This is a genomic window from Staphylococcus equorum, assembly GCF_001747895.1.
GTDB classification, from domain to species: domain Bacteria; phylum Bacillota; class Bacilli; order Staphylococcales; family Staphylococcaceae; genus Staphylococcus; species Staphylococcus equorum_A.
On record NZ_LNNB01000026.1, the window covers coordinates 72,427 to 89,099 of the forward strand.

General features: G+C 35.0%; 14 protein-coding genes. 10 read left to right on the top strand and 4 right to left on the bottom strand.

Annotated features, from left to right (window positions below):
* The first annotated feature begins 6 nt into the window (after positions 1-6).
* From AST02_RS10705 to AST02_RS10740, 8 genes are all read left to right on the top strand, one after another.
* Positions 7-1,044, top strand: a complete 1,038-nt coding sequence (locus tag AST02_RS10705) for a TRAP transporter substrate-binding protein (RefSeq protein WP_069817752.1) — start codon at positions 7-9, stop codon at positions 1,042-1,044.
* Positions 1,019-1,528 carry a TRAP transporter small permease gene (locus tag AST02_RS10710; protein ID WP_069817753.1) on the top strand — a complete coding sequence of 170 codons (510 nt, stop codon included), beginning with the start codon at positions 1,019-1,021 and terminating at the stop codon, positions 1,526-1,528. Before AST02_RS10705 ends, AST02_RS10710 begins: the two co-directional genes overlap by 26 nt.
* A complete protein-coding gene (locus AST02_RS10715) occupies positions 1,525-2,820 on the top strand; it encodes a TRAP transporter large permease (protein ID WP_069817754.1) in 1,296 nt (431 codons plus the stop codon). Before AST02_RS10710 ends, AST02_RS10715 begins: the two co-directional genes overlap by 4 nt.
* A gap of 15 nt (positions 2,821-2,835) precedes the next feature.
* On the top strand, positions 2,836-4,242 hold the full coding sequence (uxaC, locus tag AST02_RS10720; protein ID WP_069817755.1) for a glucuronate isomerase: 1,407 nt from the start codon (positions 2,836-2,838) through the stop codon (positions 4,240-4,242).
* A gap of 2 nt (positions 4,243-4,244) precedes the next feature.
* Positions 4,245-5,276, top strand: coding sequence for a mannonate dehydratase (locus AST02_RS10725; protein WP_069817756.1), 1,032 nt, complete (start codon positions 4,245-4,247; stop codon positions 5,274-5,276).
* A complete protein-coding gene (locus AST02_RS10730; RefSeq protein ID WP_069817766.1) occupies positions 5,276-6,097 on the top strand; it encodes an SDR family oxidoreductase in 822 nt (273 codons plus the stop codon). The genes AST02_RS10725 and AST02_RS10730 overlap by 1 nt, the downstream gene beginning before the upstream one ends.
* 242 nt (positions 6,098-6,339) lie before the next feature.
* The gene (locus AST02_RS10735; protein ID WP_069817757.1) at positions 6,340-8,061 is read left to right on the top strand and encodes an ABC transporter ATP-binding protein; all 1,722 of its coding nucleotides are present in this window, start codon (positions 6,340-6,342) and stop codon (positions 8,059-8,061) included.
* A 156-nt stretch (positions 8,062-8,217) separates the two neighbouring features.
* Positions 8,218-9,846 (top strand): ribulokinase, encoded by a 1,629-nt coding sequence (locus AST02_RS10740; RefSeq protein ID WP_069817758.1) that lies wholly within the window; start codon positions 8,218-8,220, stop codon positions 9,844-9,846.
* An 80-nt stretch (positions 9,847-9,926) separates the two neighbouring features.
* Here the strand turns inward: AST02_RS10740 and AST02_RS10745 are convergent, their stop codons facing one another.
* From AST02_RS10745 to AST02_RS10755, 3 genes are all read right to left on the bottom strand, one after another.
* Positions 9,927-11,150 carry an Nramp family divalent metal transporter gene (locus AST02_RS10745; protein ID WP_069817759.1) on the bottom strand — a complete coding sequence of 408 codons (1,224 nt, stop codon included), beginning with the start codon at positions 11,148-11,150 and terminating at the stop codon, positions 9,927-9,929.
* Positions 11,151-11,166: 16 nt separating this feature from the next.
* Positions 11,167-12,111, bottom strand: a complete 945-nt coding sequence (locus AST02_RS10750) for an agmatinase family protein (RefSeq protein WP_069817760.1) — start codon at positions 12,109-12,111, stop codon at positions 11,167-11,169.
* Between the two features lie 274 nt (positions 12,112-12,385).
* A complete protein-coding gene (locus AST02_RS10755; RefSeq protein WP_069817761.1) occupies positions 12,386-13,630 on the bottom strand; it encodes a Glu/Leu/Phe/Val family dehydrogenase in 1,245 nt (414 codons plus the stop codon).
* Between the two features lie 283 nt (positions 13,631-13,913).
* On the opposite strand from AST02_RS10755, the gene AST02_RS10760 reads away from it, so the two are divergent.
* Entirely contained in the window at positions 13,914-15,251 is a 1,338-nt protein-coding gene (locus tag AST02_RS10760; RefSeq protein ID WP_069817762.1) for an amino acid permease, read from the top strand.
* Positions 15,252-16,154: a homocysteine S-methyltransferase gene (gene mmuM, locus AST02_RS10765; RefSeq protein ID WP_069817763.1), complete on the top strand. Its 903-nt coding sequence runs from the start codon at positions 15,252-15,254 to the stop codon at positions 16,152-16,154.
* 91 nt (positions 16,155-16,245) lie between these two features.
* On the opposite strand, the gene AST02_RS10770 is transcribed toward mmuM, so the two are convergent.
* The coding region (locus AST02_RS10770; RefSeq protein ID WP_141714598.1) for an LPXTG cell wall anchor domain-containing protein at positions 16,246-16,673 on the bottom strand (428 nt) is incomplete at its 5' end.

Sequence of the window (16,673 nt, forward strand, 5' to 3'; positions counted from 1 at the left end):
ACATATATGAAAAAATTTTTAGCACTATTTGTAAGCGCATTCTTTATAACGGGAATGTTAGCTTTATCACTTCCTCATACTTATGTTAATGCGGAAGAGAAGACAAAAGAAATTATGTTAGCACATAATCAACCGACCAGCCATCCAGTTCATAAATCACTCGAGATTTTTAAGGAAAGATTAGAGGAAACATCTCATGGTCAACTTAAAGTTAATATTTATCCGAATGGTCAATTAGGTAGTGAACGTGAAGCAATTGAAATGACGCAGACGAATGCAATACAAATGACTAAAGTGTCATCTGCAGCATTGGAAAGCTTTTCTCCAACCTATTCATTGTTTAACATGCCTTATCTATTTGAATCAGAAGAGAATTATCGTCATGTTATGAAACAACAAGAAGTACAAGATGCGTTTTTTAAATCCACTGGAGATAAGGGGTTCCTAGGGATTACATATTATGACGCTGGCGTGCGTAATATATACACGAAGGATAAAAAAATTGAAGATAATAGTGACTTGGAAGGTTTGAAAATAAGAGTTCAACCAAGTAAAACGAGTGTCGATTTAATTAAGTCATTAGGCGGCACACCGACACCAATGGATTACGGTGAAGTATATACAGCGATACAATCGGGTGTGATTGATGCAGCTGAAAATAATGAAACCTCACTTACAACAAACAACCACGGTGAAGTTGCTAAAAATTATCATTATACGGAACACGCAATTGTTCCAGATATCTTGATTATGAATAAAGATACGTATGATGACTTAACGAAACAACAACAGAAATGGTTGAAAGATGCAGCGGCTTATTCTACTGAGAAACATGAAGTGATTTGGGATAAAGAAGTGAAAGAAGCTAAAAAGACAGCTAAAGAGGATATGGGTGTGAAATTCCATAACGTAGATAAATCTTCTTTCAAAAAAGCATCTCAGCCTCTACAAGATGAATTTAAAAAGAATCCAGATACAAAAGATGATTATAAATTAATCGAGAAGGAGGAGCAACTTTATGAAAAAAGCAAAAAAGATCATTGATAAACTCCTTCTCACGTTAGCTGGTATTGCACTTTTTGTAATGGTTATATTATCGGTTTATCAAGTTGCTACACGCTTTATCTTTAACAGTCCAAGTACAATGAGTGAAGAAATCGTTAGATTTTTATTGATATGGTTTGGCTTGCTCAGTGCAAGTTATGTATTTGGTGTAAAACAACATATAGCCATTTTATTTATTCGAGAAAGATTTCCTGAAAAAATACAACTTATTATGGAAAAGGCTTCAGATATTATAATCATTATCGTAGCGCTCGTACTCATGATTTGGGGTGGCTATGAAGTTGTGAATTTAACTTGGTCACAAATTGCGCCATCTACAGGATTATCTATGGCAGCGATGTACGGCGCACTACCTGTTTCGGGCGTCTTTATCATTTTCTACGCAATATACAACTTGTTAGATAAAGGAGAACTTGAAGCAGTTAAAGAAGCCAATCAAGAAGATGGGGGTGAGCGTGTATGACACTTGCAGCAGGTTTAGTGTTGTTCATCACATTCTTCGCTTTCTTGATATTCGGCTTGCCTATCGCATTAGCGATTATTTTGAGTTCTATCATAACGTTATTAATGATATTACCATTCGATGTAACGATTATAACGGCAGCACAACGTATGGTTACGGGTATTGATGATTTTACAATGCTTGCCATTCCGTTATTCGTCTTGGCAGGTATCATTATGAATAACGGCGGTATCGCTTTTAGATTAGTGAACTTTGCCAAAGTCCTAGTAGGTAGATTACCTGGCTCACTGGCACATACCAATATAGTTGGTAATATGTTATTCGGTTCTATTTCAGGTTCTAGTGTTGCTGCGGCGGCCGCTATGGGACGTATCATGGGACCAATGGAAGAAAAACAAGGTTATAAAAAAGAATACTCTGCAGCGGCAAATATAGCATCTGCGCCATCTGGATTATTGATTCCACCAAGTTCACTATTGATTGTGTATTCACTTGTGAGTGGCGGCACATCAATTGCAGCATTATTTATAGCAGGTTATATCCCAGGTATATTATGGGGCATTATGTGTATGATCGTTGCTTACATTATGGCGAAGAAACAAGGTTATAAAGTATCGGAACGCATTAGTTGGAAAGATAAATTATTTTTAACATTAGATGCTTTGCCAAGTCTGTTTTTAATCATTGTAGTTATCGGTGGTATCGTATCAGGTGTATTTACAGCAACAGAAGGTGCAGCAGTAGCAGTGTTATACGCTACAGTGTTATCGCTGATATATAAAAGTCTGACGCTCAAACAGATACCTAATGTCATCAAAGAAACGGCAGAAATTAGTGGTATGATTCTGTTCCTAATTACAGCTTCTGCACTATTTTCACTCGTAATGAGTTATACAGGATTACCTGAAGCTATTTCAAATGGCATTCTTTCAATGACAGATAATCCAATTATTTTACTACTGATGATTAACGTAATTTTATTAGTTATCGGAACATTTATGGATATAACACCAGCAGTATTGATTTTTACACCGATTTTCTTACCTATTTCAGAAGTTTTAGGTTTAGATCCAATTCACTTTGGTATCTTAATTGCATTTAATTTATGTATTGGTAATATCACGCCACCAGTTGGTAGTGCGCTATTTGTTGGTGCAAGTGTCGGCGGTGTTCGTGTTGAATCTGTATTCAAATATTTAGTGCCTTACTTTATCGCACTCATTATTTTATTGTTAATCGTAACGTTCATTCCGCAAATTTCATTATTCCTTCCTAAATTATTAGGATTATAGAAAAGGGGCAATAACATGGCATTAATTAATGACAATTTTTTATTAAATAATAAAACAGCAGTAAAGTTATATCAAAAGGTTAAAGATCTACCAATTTATGATTTTCACTGTCACTTAGACCCAAAAGAAATTTATGAAAATAAAAACTATGAAAATATTACACAATTGTGGTTAGCCGGAGATCATTACAAATGGCGCTTAATGAGAGCATACGGTATAGAAGAAGGATTAATTACAGGCGATGCAGATGACTTCGATAAATTCGAAGCATTTATGAACATGCTACCTTATTCAATCGTTAACCCAATGTATCACTGGTGTTCACTTGAATTAAAACGCTATTTTGATGAAGATACAGATTTAGATAAAGTGAATGTTAAAAAGTTATATAAATCATTAAACCGTAAATTGGCAAAATCATCACATACGCCACAAAATTTAATTAAACAAAGTAATGTATCTGTAGTTTGTACAACGGATGATCCATGTGACGATTTGGAATACCATAAATTATTAAATCAAGATAAAAAAGTAACGTTTAAAGTGATTTCTACGTTCAGACCAGATAGTTACGTATTCTTAAGTGAAACAACGGTTAAAGACAAGATTAAGCAGCTTGATCAAACGATTGACGGTGAAATTAAAGATTTAAACAGTTATATCGAAGCACTTAAAACACGCGTTCATTATTTTAATAGACAAGGCGCTAGAAGTTCAGACCAAAGTTTTGAAAAAGCACCATTGATGTATGCGACAACAGAAGAAGCTACGGCAATCTATGAATCTATGATGAAGGGTGAAGCAGTTTCTGAAACGCAACAATACGAATTAGCGGGTTATATTTTAACTGAAATTAGTAAAGTATATAACGAATTAAATTGGGTCGTACAATTCCATTTAGGACCAACTAGAAATAATAATTCGAAAATGTTAGAAGTCGCAGGCACAGACAGTGGATTCGATAGTGTAGGTGAACAACTGAGCGCTAAAACATTGAACGCGATGCTAGATCACCTTGAACAAAACAATGCTTTATCAGATACGATTATTTATCCTAATAATGGTAATGATCACCTTATGGTTCAAGCTACAGCAGGTAACTTTACTAACAGCGAACATAAAGTGCAATTAGGTGCTGCATGGTGGTTTAATGACACGAAAGAAGGCATGGAACAGCACTTAGTAGATTATGCTAACGTCGGCTTATTAGCTAAATTTGTAGGTATGCTTACAGATTCACGTAGCATGATTTCTTATACACGCCATGAGTATTTCAGAAGAATTTTATGTAATTTCTTAGGAGACAAGATTGAAAAAGGTGAGATTGCCTTATCAGATGCAACAATTGAACAAATGTTAAAAGATATTTGCTATAACAATGCAGTGAATTTATTCAAAATAGAAGGCGTTAAGGAGGTATAACGATGGAATTATCATTTCGTTGGTACGGTGAAGATGATCCAGTAACATTAGAGAACATCAAACAAATTCCAGATATGAAGCATATCGTTTCTGCAATTTATGATGTACCAGTAGGTGAGGTCTGGTCAAAAGAAAGAATCGCAAAATTAAAACAAACAATCGAAGCGGCAGGATTGAAATTTGAAGTCGTTGAAAGTTTACCTGTAAGTGAAGAAATTAAATTAGGTACAGATAAACGTGATGAACTGATTGAAAATTATAAGACATCATTAGTGAATTTAGCTGAAAATGGTGTTAAGACAGTGACGTATAACTTTATGCCGGTCTTTGATTGGACACGTTCACAGTTAGACTATGAATTATCTGATGGTTCTAATACGTTGATTTATAAACATGATCAATTAAAAGATATCGATCCATTAACAACAGATTTAAATTTACCAGGTTGGGACGAAAGTTATTCAAGAGAAGAGATGAATCATTTGATTACATCTTATCGTGAAACATCGGACGAGCAATTGTGGTCGAACTTAAAGTACTTTTTAGATGGCGTATTACCAACTGCAATCGAACATGATATTGATCTGGCGATACACCCGGATGATCCACCATGGCCTATATTCGGTATTCCACGTATCATTAAAAACAAAGATAGCTATGAACGTTTACTATCTATAAATGATAGTAAAAACAATGGTATTTGCTTCTGTACAGGATCATTAGGTTCATTAGCAGAAAATGATTTACCAAGCATGATTAGAACATTTGGCGAGCATATCCATTTTGTGCATATGCGTAACGTGAAACGATTAGATTCACATTCATTCTTGGAAACAGGTCATTTATCTAAAAACGGTTCAGTAGATATGAAAGCAGTAGTAGAAGCACTGCAAGATGTTAACTTTAAAGGCACAATCAGACCAGATCACGGACGTATGATTTGGGGAGAAACAGGTAAAGCAGGTTACGGATTGTTCGACAGAGCATTAGGCGCAACTTATATTAACGGTTTAATTGAAGGAGTGAGCAAATGATGACAAGACAATTTGAAGGAGTCAATGTAGTAATCACTGGCGCAACAGGTGTGATTGGATCAACGTTCGTCAAAGGACTTGTAGAAAAAGGTGCCAACGTAGGTATTTTAGGACGTTCTGAAGATAAAATTGTTGAATTACAAGATGAAATTGATAAAGAAAGAAAACAAACAGTCGCATTAGTGGCGAACGTGTTAGATAAAGATGCTTTAACGCAAGCGAAACTAAGATTTAACGATACATTTGGTGCAGTTACAATTCTGATTAATGGCGCAGGTGGAAATAACCCGAATGCCACAACAAATGATGAAATGTATGATGAAAATGGTGATAAAACGTTCTTTGATTTAACAGAAGATGGTATTGATAAAGTATTTAAATTAAATTACACAGGTACATTTTTACCATCCCAAGTATTTGGTAAAGATGTCGTCTCATCTGAGGCAGGTACAATTATTAATATTTCATCAATGAACGCCTTTACACCACTGACTAAGATCCCAGCATACAGTGGCGCAAAAGCATCTGTAAGTAACTTTACACAATGGTTGAGCACTTACTTTGCCGGTCATATCCGAGTGAATGCAATTGCACCTGGATTCTTTGAAACAGCTCAAAATAAAGCCTTACTTAGAAATGAAGATGGTTCTTATTCAGAACGTGCTTCAAAAATTCTATCACAAACACCAATGAATCGTTTTGGTGTACCGGAAGATATTCTAGGCACACTTTATTGGTTAATGGATAAAGAATTAAGTGGCTTCGTTACAGGTATCGTTGTTCCTGTAGATGGCGGCTTCTCATCTTACTCTGGCGTATAAAAAAGCTATAAATTTTAAAATAAACTCCTTAAATCAATTTTGATTAAGGAGTTTATTTTTGTTGTTCTATAAGATAAAGATAAAAGGGAAGAAATAAAAAATATTTGAGTATTATAAATTTATTTTTACAAATGTCACAAATATGAGTTGAATGACATTGATAATCTATATCAATTAATCCATAATATAAAGCATATGTAAAGAATAATTAAAATATTGAATTATAGAATAGGTGGGGTGTTGTGAAAGCATTTTTTAGCTATTACAAACCATATAAAGGTTTGTTTTTCTTAGATTTTGGTTCGGCAATTGTTGTAGGTTTGTTGGAATTAATTTTCCCACTTATTACAAGTATATATATTGATCGTTTGTTACCTTCAAATCAGTGGAATCTCATAGTGATTTTTGGAATTGCATTGTTATTTGTCTTTGGAATTGTAGCGGTACTTAAATTTATCGTCACATATTGGGGACATAAGTTAGGTACGAATATAGAGCGTGATATGCGTAATGATTTATATAGTCATATTCAGAAATTGAATTTTAAGTATTTTGATAACCAAAAATCAGGAAAACTCATTGGTCGACTGACGAATGATTTGATGGATATTGGTGAAGCTGCACATCATGGCCCAGAAGATGTATTTTTATCTATCATGACGCTTATTGGTGCATTTGTCATCATGTTAACGATTGATGTGAAATTAGCACTCATTACGTTTTGTGTGGTGCCTATTGTTTTTATCTTGGCTATATTTTTCAGCCAAAAAATGTCTCGTGCATTTAAGAATTTATTTACCAATGTGTCACGTTTTAATGAATTAATCGCAGATAATGTGGGTGGCATAAGACTTGTACAGGCTTTTACCAATGAAAAACATGAGCAAACGAAATTTAGAAATATAAACGATAATTTTAGAGCTACAAAATTAAAAGCATATAATTATATGTCTTGGAATATTACAATTAGTCATATTGCCCAAAATCTGACATTAATTATTGTGTTAGTAGTCGGAAGTTATTTTGTGTTGCATGGTGATTTATCTTATGGTGGTATCGTTGCATTTATCATGATTACGAATGTACTTTTTAAACCATTACAACAAATAAATATGATTATAGAGCTATTTCCTAAAGCGATTGCAGGATTTAAAAACTTTAGCGAAATATTAAGCATTAATCCAGAAATACAGGATACACCAGATGCGGTTGAAATGCCGAGTGATCCTAAGACGATTCAATATAAAGATGTAACATTTGGATATGGCGAAACACCGATTCTTAAAAAACTGAATTTAGATATTCAGCATGGTGAGAAGATTGCATTAGTTGGACCGAGTGGTAGTGGTAAAACGACAATCAGTTCTCTATTGCCAAGATTTTATGAAGTAGATGATGGTGATATCTTAATTAATGGCCAAAGCATCAAATCGATTCAGTTAGCCTCACTACGTGCAGAAATTGGTGTCGTACAGCAAGATGTATTCCTATTCTCTGGTACTTTAAGAGATAACATTGTATATGGTCATTTAGAAGCTGACGAAACTGCAATATGGGATGCAGTTAGAAATGCGCAATTAGAAACATTTATCAAAGACTTACCCTTTGGTTTAGATACACTCGTAGGTGAAAGAGGTACGAAATTATCTGGTGGACAGAAACAGCGTATTTCCATCGCTAGAATGTTTTTAAAAGACCCATCTATTATTATTTTAGATGAAGCTACAAGTGCGTTAGATATAGAAACAGAAAATAAAATTCAATTGGCATTTAAAAAACTGTCAGAAAATAGAACATCGTTCATTATTGCGCATCGTTTATCAACGATTAAAGACGTAGACCGTATTATCTTTATCAAAGATGGCGAAATCTTAGAAGAAGGTAGTCATGAAGTATTGATGCAACAAGATGGACATTATAAACAACTTTATTTATCTCAGTTTAATGAAGTTGAAACATTTTAAAATGTTTGAGTGTGATCATAATAGTGAGTATTAAAGGGGGCGGGAAGACGAAATCAAATTTTGATTTCTGTCCCGCTCCCTTGTATTTTTATAGAATCTTAATTATGATTTAAGAAAGCGCTTTCTGTCGTATAGAAAGATCTGGAGGGTTAAAGTATGGCTTACAGTATAGGGATAGATTTTGGAACAGGTTCAGGTAGAGCCTTTCTTATAAATACAGAGAATGGTGAAATTGTAGAACAATTTATTAAAACGTATACGCATGGCACGATAGAAGGAACACTTGGTGGTCAAAAACTACCTCAAAGTTACGCATTACAAAATGCGAATGATTATTGGGAAGTCATTGAAGAAGGCATTCCAGCTATTTTAGCAAAAGCACAAATTGCTGCAAATGAAATTGTCGGAATCGGTATCGATTTTACATCGTCTACAGTGATTTTTGTGGATGAACATATGGAACCCATTCATAATAAGCAAGGGTTTAAAGATAATCCACACGCTTACGTCAAATTATGGAAGCATCATGGTGCGCAAGACGAGGCAGATGTATTATTTAAAACTGCGCTTGAAGAGAAGAATCGTTGGTTAGGCTACTATGGCTTTAATGTGAGTAGTGAATGGATGATACCTAAGATTATGGAAGTAAACAATAAGGCACCTGAAGTGATAGCGGAGAGTGCGTATATCATGGAGGCGGGGGATTGGATTGTCAATCGACTCACTGATCAAAACGTCAGATCAAATTGTGGCTTAGGGTTTAAATCATTTTGGGAAGCGGACACAGGATTCCATTATGATTTGTTTGATAAAGTAGATAATGATTTATCTAAAATTGTAAGAGCGAAAGTGGAAGCACCAGTCGTTAATATTGGTGAAACTGTAGGTAAAGTTTGTCAGGCGATGGCAGAAAAACTAGGACTTTCACCAGAAACGCAAGTGAGTCCGTTTATCATTGATGCACATGCAAGTTTATTAGGGATAGGTTCAGAAAGAGATAAAGAAATGACTATGGTCATGGGTACAAGTACATGTCATTTAATGCTTAATAAAGAACAACATAAGGTGCCTGGTATTTCTGGTTCAGTTAAAGGTGCTATTATTCCAGATCTTTATGCATACGAGGCAGGCCAAACTGCTGTAGGAGACTTATTTGAGTACGTGGCGAAACAGTCGCCATATGATGATGTCAAAGAAGCGAAGATACGCGACATTTCAATCTTTGAATTATTAAATGAGAAGGCCGCTAAACTTTATCCTGGTGAAAGTGGACTCATTGCGCTAGATTGGCATAACGGCAATAGAAGTGTACTCAGTGATAGTAATTTGAAAGGTTGCTTATTTGGCATGGGATTACATACGAAACACGAAGAAATTTACCGTGCATACATGGAGGCCACTGCATTTGGTACTAAAATGATTATGCAACAGTATGAAGGGTGGCATATGGAAGTAGATCATGTATTTGCTTGTGGTGGCATACCTAAAAAGAATACATTACTCATGGATATCTATGCTAATGTACTGAACAAACGTGTGACGGTCATTGATAGTGAATATGCACCAGCAATTGGCGCGGCTATTTTAGGTGCAATATGTGGCGGAGCGCATACGGACTTTAGTGAGGCGGTCAAAGCAATGAAAGAACCCGTATTATACACTGTTGAACCTCAAGCAGATAAAGTGGAAATCTATAAAAAGTTATTTAACGCATATCAATCATTGCATGACCTACATGGCTATAAAAAAGCGAGCATTATGCGTGATGTTGCACAATTGATGTAAGAAGATTAAATGTTTAATTAAAATAACCCAGAAACAATATATCAGTGATGATACGTTGCTTCTGGGTTATTGTTATAAAGTTAGCCTGAAATGAAACTTGTTATGGCATCGATTAAACTGTAGATGCCTAAGAAGGAAACGGTTAAGACAACGAGACCTCCGATAATATTGAGCCAAAGTGTATTTGTAAAGCGGCCCATTAAATTTTTCTTATTAATAATAATAAAGATAAGGATTGCAACAAGAGGTAAAATCATACCATTTAATGCTTGCGCAATAAGTAAGAATTGAAGCGGTTCAAAGCCAAGTGCTGAAGTGATAATTCCAATAATGATAATCACAACAAAGACAAGTTTATACTTCTTACTTTGCATGCCGCCTTTCCAACCGAGTAGACTACTAATTGTTGCAGCGGCGCCCGTTGGAGAAGCAATGGCTGATGACAGACCTGCAGCGAATAAACCAATACTAATTGCTATAGGTGCAGCATCACCAAGTACAGGTTCTAATGGTCCTGCGAGTTGAATGACACTTGTAACTTCTTCACCTTTAATTAAAGTGGCAGCTGAAATTAAGATTGCAGCTGAAATCACACCGCCGACAGTAATTGAAATAATCGTATCCCAACGTGCAAATTTCAATTCCTTAACACCATTAAAACGTTCGTGCACGGCTGTTGAGTGAATGAAAAAGTTATATGGCACAACGGTTGTACCGATTAGAGCAATAACAGTAAGAATAGAGCCATCTGGTATCGTTGGAATGAAAGCACCTTTTAAAATACCCATAACATCTGGTTTGATAGCAATCATGGTAGTGATAAATATTGCGCCCATGATAACCATAAGTACAAGCATAACTTTTTCTAAAAATTTATAGTTACCAAATAATCCAATGAGCAATATAATAACGCCGATAACTGGAGCAACCCAATTTTCAGGTAAATTAAGTAAGTAAGATGCACCAAGTGAGGTTCCAATCAAGTCACCACTAATATAGGCAGCACACCCAATGGTTACAGCAATGAGTGTGAACCACACGATGATCAGCTTACCGATTTTATTAGAGAATAAATCTTGAATCGCTTCTCCTAACCCTTCACGTGTAACGAGAGATAAACGGATAATCATTTCTTGTAACACGATTGTGGCGATGATTGAAAAGGCAACAGCCCATAGTAAACTATAGCCGAACCCTGCGCCACCTTGAGTCATGGTTGTTACTGTACCAGGGCCTATAAATGAAGCAGTGATAATCATCCCTGGGCCAAGTGATCGTAAAATCTTACCCGCGTTTTTAAACATTTAACCACTCCTCAGATTATTTTAATTTATTTAAATAAGCGACGTGGCCAGCAAGTACATATAATACTGCTGTAGAAACGAAATGGGCAGAATTCTGATTGGCATCTTTCATAGGATAAACTTCTACATAATCCATACCACATAGGCCGAGCGCACCAAATTCGTGGATCATCGTTAATAATTCATAGGACGTTAAACCATTGCCATCAACAGGTCCGCCTGGATTATAAGCAAAATCTAAAACGTCACTACATATTGTTAAATACACGACATCTACATCGGCACTTGCTTGAGCGTAAATGTCACGGGCAAACTGTTTTATATTATTTGATTCACGAATATCATTGATTGTTATCGTTACTGCACCAGCTTCTTCAGCGTAACGTCCTGTTGAAGGATGATTTCTTGGGCCGTGAATCCCTGTGTGAATAATACTTTCGTTACGTACACCCTCTGTTTCATAAAGTCTCATGAAAGGTGTATTACGGGCATAAGCTTCACCTTCATAATCTGGCATATTATCATAATGTGCATCTAAATGAATGATACCTACTTTTTTACCAGTTTCTGTTAATGATTTAAGAATAGGATAAGTGACACCGTGTTCGCCGCCAAAGCCAACTAAGAATTTTTCACTTTCCCATAGTTTTTTAGTGAAATCTGTAATGTTGTCATAGCTTTCTTTATTGTCATGAGCGACAAATGGCACATCGCCGACATCTCCCATAGATAAGTGTTCACTAATATCAATGTGGTTTAATTCAGGTAGATATTGACTGTAACGTGCAGAGGACAGTCTAATTTGCTTTGGACCAAGTTCTACGCCTGTATAATCTCCCCAAGTGCTTTCGCCTTCAAAAGGTACCCCATATACAATTACATCTGTATCTAAAGTATTTGATTGATTTAAATTTTTACTATTTAAAAAACATGGTGTATTACCATAAATGTTATTTTTCATAATTTATATCCTCCCCTTTATTGTAAATAATTATATAGAGTATTTTTTTATATTTCAAATAAATCAGAAAATTCACTGATTTAATAATTGAAAATATATATGAATGAGAGGATTATTTATAAATTTTTATTAGATTATGAAGACGAGAGGGTGGATAAAAGGGGGAGGAAGGATTTTTTTGAAAGCCGTATAGATAAATATAATAAAAAGCCACACCAATGAAGGTGTAGCTTTTGAAAAGACAATGTTTATCACATTGATATATTATGAAAATTTATGCCCAACCACGGAAACGTGTAGCTTCAGCTGTACGTTTGATACCTACAACATAGGCAGCTAAACGCATATCCAATTTTCTACTTTCAGCTAAATCATAGATTTTATTGAATGCTTCTACCATTTTTTCACGGAGTAGACTATTTATTTCTTCTTCAGACCAATAATAACCTTGATTATTTTGTACCCACTCGAAGTAAGAAACAGTTACACCACCAGCACTCGCAAGCACATCAGGTATAAGTAAGACACCGCGTTCTGTTAATATGCGTGTCGCTTCTTTTGTCGTAGGACCGTTCGCTGCTTCTGCAACGATGCTGGCTTTAATGTCGTGTGCGTTGTCTTCAGTAATTTGATTTGATAATGCAGCTGGAATAAGAATATCACAGTCGACTTCAAATAATTCTTTATTTGGGATAACGTCCTCAAATAAGTGCGTAACACGGCCATGTTTTTCTTTAAGCTCTACAAGTTTGTCAACATCTAAACCATCTGGATCGTGTAAAGCACCATAACTTTCAGAAATAGCTACAATTTTTGCACCCATGTCATGTAGAATTTTGGCTATGAAACTACCCGCATTACCAAAACCTTGAATCGCAACACGAGACCCCTTGATATCAATGTTTCTACGTTTTGTCGCTTCTTCAATAGTAATCACAGCACCAAGCGCAGTGGCACGATTACGACCTTCTGAACCACCTAAAGAGAGTGGTTTACCAGTGATGAATGCAAAAGCGTTAGAGCGATTGATTTTACTATACTCATCCATCATCCAAGACATGATTTGTGGATTTGTATAAACATCTGGTGCTGGGATATCACTCGCAGGACCTACGAATTGTGATATAGCTCTAACAAAACCACGAGATAGGCTTTCAAGCTCTTGATTACTCATTTGACGTGGGTCACAGATGACGCCGCCTTTACCGCCACCAAATGGTAAGTTCGTAATACCACATTTCATCGTCATCCACATTGCAAGTGCCTTAACTTCTTCTTTATTTACATCAGGATGGAAACGTACGCCACCTTTGGTAGGACCAACAGAATGATTATGTTGCGCACGGTAACCGGTAAAAGTTTTAACAGTGCCATCATCCATGCGGACGGGTATACGGACTTCCAGTATTCTTAAAGGTTCTTTGATTAAATCATACATGCCATCGTCAAAGCCTAATTTATGTAATGCTTCTTTTGTAATTTCTTGGGTAGATTTCACTAAGTCGTTATGTTCTGTCATTATATTTTCCCCTCTATCTATTACTTATAATATTTATACTTACTTATCTATAAATGTTATAGACTTTACGACTGAAAATCAATACTAGAGATTGAATTTTTACAAAAGTTTGAAAATTCAGTGAATAATTAGGTGAAATTCTTTTGAAAACTAAAGAATAATTAAAGACGATGTATGAAAGTGCAGTGAATTGAGAAAAAATTCATTGACTAAATTTTCAGAAATTAATAGAATGAATAATTATATTTAAAATGAGTAGAACTTGAAGATAAGGAGAACATTAATGGAACAACCATCATTTAAACGTGCAATGAAACAACGTCATCTTATGTTACTTAGCTTTGGTGGTGTTATTGGAACAGGATTATTTTTAAGTTCTGGATATACTTTGCAACAAGCAGGTCCATTTGGAACAGTACTATCTTATTTAATTGGTTCAATTTTAGTTTATCTCGTTATGTTATGTCTAGGACAATTAGCAATTAAACATCCTGTTACAGGTGGATTTCATACATATGCAAGTCTTTACATTCATCCATCTGTTGGATATATCGTAGCATGGTTTTATTGGTTAACTTGGACCGTAGCATTAGGTTCTGAATTTACAGCAGTGGGTATTTTGATGCAGAAATGGATGCCTGAAACTCCGGTTTATATTTTTGCTACGATTGCAATTATATTAATTTTATTATTTAACATTATATCGACACGTTTTTATGCAGAAGTTGAATTTTATTTTTCTTTAGTGAAAGTTATTGCGATTATCGTATTTATTATTTTAGGTCTTTTGGTAATTATCGGATTTATTCACTACGATGGTTATGAAGGTTTAAACACAATTGCACACAGATATACAAATCCTACTTTTCCTAATGGTATTGGTTCTGTGTTTTTGACAATGCTAGCTGTGAATTATGCATTTAGTGGCACTGAATTAATCGGCATTGCTGCTGGTGAAACAGAGCATCCTGAAAAAGTAATACCAAAAGCGATTAGAGCAACGTTATGGCGTCTTATTGTTTTTTTTATAGGTACAATGGTTATTATTTCTATTTTAATACCGAGCTATCAAGGGAAGTCATTAGAAAGTCCATTTGTTGTTATTTTTCAGAAAATGGGAATCCCTTATGCCGGTGATATTATGAATTTAGTGATTATAACAGCTTTGTTATCTGCAGCTAATTCAGGATTATATGCTGCGAGCAGAATGATTTGGAGTTTATCGAATGAAGGTGTATTTCCTAAATGGTTTGGAAAGCTAAATAAACATCATATGCCAGTGAATGCAACATTATTTAGCATGATTGGTGGCTTATTGGCTTTACTTTCTAGCGTGTATGTAGCAGATTCATTATATGTAATTCTAGTTTCAATTGCTGGTTTAGCAGTTGTTATCGTGTGGATGAGTATCTGTATTGCATATTTTAATGCTAAAAAAATTGACCAAAGCTTAAAAGTACATCAATCGATTCCAATTATTGGATTTATATTATGCTTAGTTTCTTGTGTTGGAATGCTTTTTGATTCTAATCAAGCACCTGCACTTTATTTCGGGCTACCATTTGCAGCGATTGCGTTAATTTATTACTTTATTAAATTTAATAAGAAAAGAGGAGTATAGATGAGACTGTTAGAAAAAGTAAAAACACAATCTCCAATTGTGTTAGATGGCGGACTAGCAACTACATTAGAACAAGCTGGTTGTAATTTGAATTCTTCGTTATGGTCTAGTGAAGTACTTAGACATCAACCAACTAAAATAAAGCAAGCACATCAAGATTTTACACATGCGGGTGCCGACATTATTTTAACAAGTACATATCAAGCAAGTTACCAAACATTTAAAGATATAGGGATGCAGGATGAGGAAATTGATGGCCTTTTTACAGTAGCGGTAGAGCAAGTTATGGATGCAACAAATAATAATCAAGTGGTTGTAGGTAGTTTAGGTCCATATGGTGCATATTTAAGCGATGGCTCTGAATATACAGGGGATTATAAAATAAGCCAAGAAGCTTATTTTAAATTTCATGAACAACGTATAAATGCTTTAATTTCAAGAGGAATAAATGATTTTGTGTTTGAAACTGTTCCAAATTTTGAAGAAATTCAAGCAATCGTAGAAAATATTATACCGAGTTACACAGGGGAGCAAACATTTTGGCTCTCAGTAACAGTCGATGATACAGGAAATTTATCAGATGGAACAGAATTCGAGCAGCTGATTGATTATATAAAAGATAAGCAATCTATTATTCCTATTTTTGGTATTAATTGTTCTTCGGTTAAAGGAATCAATCGATCATTGGACAAAGGATTAGCTAGTTTGAGTCAGACCATTGCGCTGTATCCTAATGGAGGTTCTCATTATAATGCGGATAGCAAAAAATGGGAAAATGATGCTAACAGTGATGAAATTATTGAACAACTTCCGAAGTGGTTAGTGGAAGGTGTTCAAATTATAGGGGGCTGTTGTCAAACAACACCAGAGGACATTAAAAAGATTAAATATAGTATGAGTTAACCAAAAATGAAGTTTCAAAATAAGAAAAGGAGAAGTGCTTGGGTTAACAAGCATTTCTCCTTTATTTTCTATTATTAATTAATATTTTGAGTTAAACATTCTTTTTCTTTTTTCTAAAGACTAATAATGAACCTATAATAATTAATAAACTTGCAAAAATTGTTGTGTTTTTTTCTTTTTCACCTGTGTCTGGTAACGCTGAAATTTCTTTTTTATTGGATGATTTGTCTTTAGATAAATTTGAATATTCATTATCCGAAGTTAATTCACTTATTTTTGAATTATTTACAGTTTCTACAGTATTAAAGTTGTATTCAGAATTAATCAAAGTCCTTGGTTGTATTGTAAAAGGAGAGGCAAGATTAATGTTTGTTTTGTCTCCTTTATTTAAAGCTAGGTTTGGATAAAAAATCATATCACGGGTTGGCTCAGGGTCTGGTGTTGGTTCAGGATCTGGTGTTGGCTCAGGGTCTGGCGTTGGTTCAGGATCCGGCGTTGGCTCAGGATCCGGTGTTGGTT

Excerpts from the sequence above, each read along its gene's own strand:
- AST02_RS10710 (WP_069817753.1), top strand. The coding sequence starts at position 1,019 with ATGAAAAAAGCAAAAAAGATCATTGATAAACTCCTTCTCACGTTAGCT.
- AST02_RS10705 (WP_069817752.1), top strand. The coding sequence starts at position 7 with ATGAAAAAATTTTTAGCACTATTTGTAAGCGCATTCTTTATAACGGGA.
- AST02_RS10715 (WP_069817754.1), top strand. The coding sequence starts at position 1,525 with ATGACACTTGCAGCAGGTTTAGTGTTGTTCATCACATTCTTCGCTTTC.
- AST02_RS10755 (WP_069817761.1), bottom strand. The coding sequence starts at position 13,630 with ATGACAGAACATAACGACTTAGTGAAATCTACCCAAGAAATTACAAAA.
- AST02_RS10750 (WP_069817760.1), bottom strand. The coding sequence starts at position 12,111 with ATGAAAAATAACATTTATGGTAATACACCATGTTTTTTAAATAGTAAA.
- AST02_RS10740 (WP_069817758.1), top strand. The coding sequence starts at position 8,218 with ATGGCTTACAGTATAGGGATAGATTTTGGAACAGGTTCAGGTAGAGCC.
- AST02_RS10730 (WP_069817766.1), top strand. The coding sequence starts at position 5,276 with ATGACAAGACAATTTGAAGGAGTCAATGTAGTAATCACTGGCGCAACA.
- mmuM (WP_069817763.1), top strand. The coding sequence starts at position 15,252 with ATGAGACTGTTAGAAAAAGTAAAAACACAATCTCCAATTGTGTTAGAT.
- AST02_RS10745 (WP_069817759.1), bottom strand. The coding sequence starts at position 11,150 with ATGTTTAAAAACGCGGGTAAGATTTTACGATCACTTGGCCCAGGGATG.
- AST02_RS10760 (WP_069817762.1), top strand. The coding sequence starts at position 13,914 with ATGGAACAACCATCATTTAAACGTGCAATGAAACAACGTCATCTTATG.
- uxaC (WP_069817755.1), top strand. The coding sequence starts at position 2,836 with ATGGCATTAATTAATGACAATTTTTTATTAAATAATAAAACAGCAGTA.
- AST02_RS10725 (WP_069817756.1), top strand. The coding sequence starts at position 4,245 with ATGGAATTATCATTTCGTTGGTACGGTGAAGATGATCCAGTAACATTA.